At 66.3% G+C, this 4,323-nt stretch carries 3 protein-coding genes and 1 tRNA gene; 3 read left to right on the top strand and 1 reads right to left on the bottom strand.

All coding sequences use genetic code 11. The annotated features are described in order from the left end of the window. Nucleotides 1-142: 142 nt before the first annotated feature. Nucleotides 143-229: transfer RNA gene (locus tag AC1DQP_RS17230), tRNA-Leu, on the bottom strand. Nucleotides 230-357: 128 nt separating this feature from the next. On the opposite strand from AC1DQP_RS17230, the gene rnr reads away from it, so the two are divergent. From rnr to rlmB, 3 genes are all read left to right on the top strand, one after another. Then, complete coding sequence (rnr, locus tag AC1DQP_RS17235) at nucleotides 358-2,823, top strand: ribonuclease R (protein ID WP_478052076.1); 2,466 nt, start codon at nucleotides 358-360, stop codon at nucleotides 2,821-2,823. Between the two features lie 129 nt (nucleotides 2,824-2,952). Then, nucleotides 2,953-3,414: a GFA family protein gene (locus AC1DQP_RS17240; RefSeq protein WP_478052077.1), complete on the top strand. Its 462-nt coding sequence runs from the start codon at nucleotides 2,953-2,955 to the stop codon at nucleotides 3,412-3,414. Nucleotides 3,415-3,575: 161 nt separating this feature from the next. Further along, the gene (gene rlmB, locus AC1DQP_RS17245) at nucleotides 3,576-4,322 is read left to right on the top strand and encodes a 23S rRNA (guanosine(2251)-2'-O)-methyltransferase RlmB (protein ID WP_256777431.1); all 747 of its coding nucleotides are present in this window, start codon (nucleotides 3,576-3,578) and stop codon (nucleotides 4,320-4,322) included. The last annotated feature ends 1 nt before the right edge of the window (nucleotide 4,323 follow it).

Below are 4,323 nucleotides of genomic sequence, written 5' to 3' on the forward strand. Positions count from 1 at the left end.
GCCCTGGTTCAAGCACTTCCCGGGAAGGGCGGGACTGGCGCGCCGCTACTACATTCCCGATGCCTGACCCGGCCAGGGTGACGTGGGCAGGCCCCGGAAACGAAAAAACCCGCTTGCGCGGGTTTGATCATTGTCTGAGTCATGGTGCCCAGGAGAGGACTCGAACCTCCACGAAGTTGCCCCCGCTAGCACCTGAAGCTAGTGCGTCTACCAATTCCGCCACCTGGGCGACTCAGGAGGMGAATTGTGGAGATGCCGACGGCCCTTGTCAACGCTTTTACGAAATTTCTTCACAAACCTGCATATGGATGCGCCTCGACTGCCTCTGCACACCGTCAGCGGTTACCATGGAGGGCAATGAAACCAAAGAAACCGACCCGGGGCGCGAAAGCCCCCAAGTCCCCGGTGCCCCAGGCTGCCGGTCCGTCGGGCAAGCCCCGCGCTGCCGCCAAGAAGGCGGGCAAGCTGCCACCGTGGATGCCCGAATCGATGAACACCCCGGCGCCAGCGCGTGGCGGCAACCGTGGCGGTCCGAAACCGGACGCCGGCGCGCCGATCCCGACCCGCCGCCGCCCGCACCCGACATCTACCGACATGAACGTCGTCGACCCGCACGCCGCGCGCGAAGCAGAGCGCTACGCGCAGCCGATCGCCAGCCGTGAGGCGATCCTGCAGCTGCTGGAACGCTGCGACGGTCCGCAGACCGCTGACGAGATCGGCGTCCACCTCGGCCTGACCGAGCCCGACCGCGCCGATGCACTGGGCAAGCGCCTGGGCGCGATGGTGCGAGACGGCCAGCTCGTACAAAACCGCCGCGGCGGCTTTGCCCCGGTGCAGGCCACCAACCTGATCACCGGCGTGGTCATCGCCAACCCGGAAGGCTTCGGCTTCCTGCGTCCGGTGGAGGGTGGGGATGACCTGTTCCTGCCGCCGTATGAAATGCGCAAGGTCATGCACGGCGACCGCGTGTTGGCCAACGTCACCGGCATCGACCGCCGTGGCCGTCGCGAAGGCAGCATCGCGCGCGTTCTCGAGCGCGGGATGACCCGCCTGATCGGCCGCTTCAGCGTCGAGTTCGGCATCAACTACGTGGTGCCCGACGACAAGCGCGTGCAGCGCAACGTACAGATTCCGCCGGACCAGACCGGCGATGCCCGCGACGGCCAGCTGGTGGTCTGCGAGCTGACCCAGGCACCGGACACGCGTCGCCCGCCGATCGGCCGCATCATCGCGGTGCTTGGCGACAAGCTGACCGCATCGCTAATCGTGGAAACCGCGATCCATGGCCACGAGCTGCCGTTCGAGTTCCCGCAGGAGGTGCTCAACGAGGCCTCGGCGGTGCCGATGGTGGTCGAGCCGGACAGCATCGGTGGGCGCGTGGATCTGCGCACCACGCCGCTGGTGACCATCGATGGCGAGGATGCCAAGGACTTCGATGACGCGGTTTACTGCGAACCCAACGCCGAAGGCTTCCGCCTGGTGGTGGCCATCGCCGATGTGTCCAATTACGTGCGTCCGGGCACCCCGCTCGACGATGAAGCACAGAAGCGCGCCACCTCGGTGTACTTCCCGGGCTTCGTGGTGCCGATGTTGCCGGAGACCTTGTCCAACGGCATCTGCTCGCTGATGCCCAAGGTCGACCGGATGTGCTTCGTCTGCGACATGCAGGTGAACCGCGACGGTGACGTGATCCATTCGCGCTTCTACGAAGCAGTGATGAATTCGCACGCACGCCTGACCTACAACCAGGTCTGGCAGGCGGTGGGCGARAACGACGTGGCGGTGCGCAACCAGATCGCCGCGGTACTGCCGCAGGTGGAGCACCTGCACCAGTTGTACAAGGTGCTGGCCAAGGCGCGTACCCGTCGCGGTGCGATCGAATTCGAATCCTCCGAAGTGCGCTTCGTGCTGGACAACACCGGTGAGGTGTCCCAGGCCGGCATGCTGGTGCGCAACGATGCGCACAAGTTGATCGAAGAATGCATGATCGCGGCCAACGTGCAGGCCGCGCGGTACCTGCTGCACAAGCAGGTGCCGGCGCCGTACCGCGACCACGCCAAGCCGCCGGAAGCCAAGTACGACGACCTGCTCGAGTTCCTCAAGGAATTCAAGCTGAGCCTGCCGCCGTGGGCCAAGGTGCAGCCGGGCGATTACACCAAGCTGCTCAAAAAGGTGCGCGAGCGCCCGGACGCGGCCCTGCTGGAATCGGTACTGCTGCGCAGCCAGAGCATGGCGGTGTACGCGCCGGACAACCAGGGGCACTTCGGTTTATCGCTGGATGCGTACGCACACTTCACCTCGCCGATCCGTCGTTACCCGGATTTGCTCGTCCACCGCGCGATCAAGTACGCGCTGTCGGGCGGCTCGCTGGACAAGTACACCTACTCGGCACGCGAAATGGCCGCCCTGGCCGTGCAGTGCTCCGAACGCGAACGCCGTGCCGATGAGGCCGAGCGTGAAGTGGACGAGCGCTACCGCGCGGCATGGATGGAAAAGCACGTCGGTGGCCAGTTCGATGGCGTGATCAGCGGCGTAACCAGCTTCGGCCTGTTCGTCGAACTGGACGAGTCCAAGGTCAACGGCCTGGTCCACGTGACCCAGCTGCCGCACGACTATTACCAGTTCGACGCCACCCGCAAGACGCTCAGCGGCGAACGCCGTGGCAAGGCGTACCGGTTGGGTGACCGGGTGCGGATCCTGGTGCTCAAGGCGAGCATGGAAGAGCGCAAGATCGACTTCCGCCTGGTCGAGGAGAATGACGACGAGACGGCCGAGCTGCCGCCGCGTGGTCAGCCCGCCAAGCGCAAGAAACAGAAGTACTGAACGACGCGCGTACCGGGACCACCCGGAGCGCAGCCCCGGTAGTGCCGGCCGTTGGCCGGCTCCACGCATACAACGATCGGAGTACCGGCCCCAGCCGGCTCCATACCCACCACGATCGGAGCGCATCCCATGCCCGACGACCTCCCCGAATACAGCGGCGGCTGCCAATGCGGCGCGATCCGCTTCCACGTCCGTGGCGAACTGACCGACAGTTCGATCTGTCACTGCCGCATGTGCCAGAAAGCGTTCGGTGCCTACTACGCGCCGCTGGTCTCGGTACGCCGGGTTGAATTCACCTGGACCCGGGGCGAGCCACGCCGGTTCGCCTCGTCCAACCTGGTCAAGCGCGGCTTCTGCCCTGAATGTGGCACGCCGCTGACGTATGAAGCGCCCGACGGCATGGCCGTCGCCGCCGGTGCCTTCGACGATCCCGCCCGCCTGCCACCGACCGTGCAGTACGGGGTGGAAAGCAAGCTCCCGTTCGTGGATGGATTGGGCACCCTGGCCGACATCCGCGACGAGGACGATCCGGAAATGGCGCTGCTGCAGGGGCTGGTCTCTCATCAGCACCCTGACCACGACACCCCGTGAGGGTAGGGCGCAGGGCGTGAAAAGTGCGGATCTGCCCGCGCCTGCGCGGCCCGCCCAGTAGGTCGCCAGGGCCCCGTGGGCCGTGGGGTGAACGCCCGGCAGGGCAGGGCGGGCCCCGATGCTCTACCATTACCACCCCCTGTACCGGTCGTGCCCCCGCAATGAGCAAGCAAAGCCAGTGGATCGTCGGCGTCAACGCCGTCGCCTCTTCGATCGAGAACGATGCCGAGAACGTCCGCGAGGTGCTGATCGAAGCCAGCGCGAAGAATCCGCGTCTGGTCGAGATTGAAGAGAATGCGCGGCGCAAGGGTATCGACGTGCGCAAGGTCAACACCCAGGCGCTGGACGGCGTGGGCGGTTCGGTGCGACACCAGGGCGTGGCGGCGCGCTACCAGGCGGCACGCACCTACGGTGAAAACGAACTGGAAGGCCTGGTCGAGGCCGCCGAGGGCAAGGCCCTGCTGCTGGTGCTCGACGAGGTGCAGGACCCGCATAACCTCGGCGCCTGCCTGCGCAGCGCGGCGGCGGCCGGTGCCACGGCGGTGATCATTCCCAAGGACAAGTCGGCCACGGTCAACGCGACCGTGCGCAAGACATCGGCCGGCGCTGCCGACCGCATCCCGGTGGTGGCGGTGACCAACCTGTCGCGCTGCCTGAAGGACCTGCAGAAGCTGGGCGTGTGGATCTACGGCCTGGCCGGTGAAGCCACCGCGTCGCTGTACTCGATCGACCTGAAGGGCAACGTGGCGCTGGTGCTCGGCGGCGAAGCCGACGGCCTGCGCCGCCTGACCCGTGAAAACTGCGACAGCCTGGTCAAGATCCCGATGCCGGGCGACATCGAAAGCCTCAACGTGTCGGTCGCCACCGGCGTGAGCCTGTTCGAAGCAGTCCGCCAGCGCGGTCTGTAAC

The organism is Stenotrophomonas sp. P5_A8 (genome assembly GCF_056400545.1).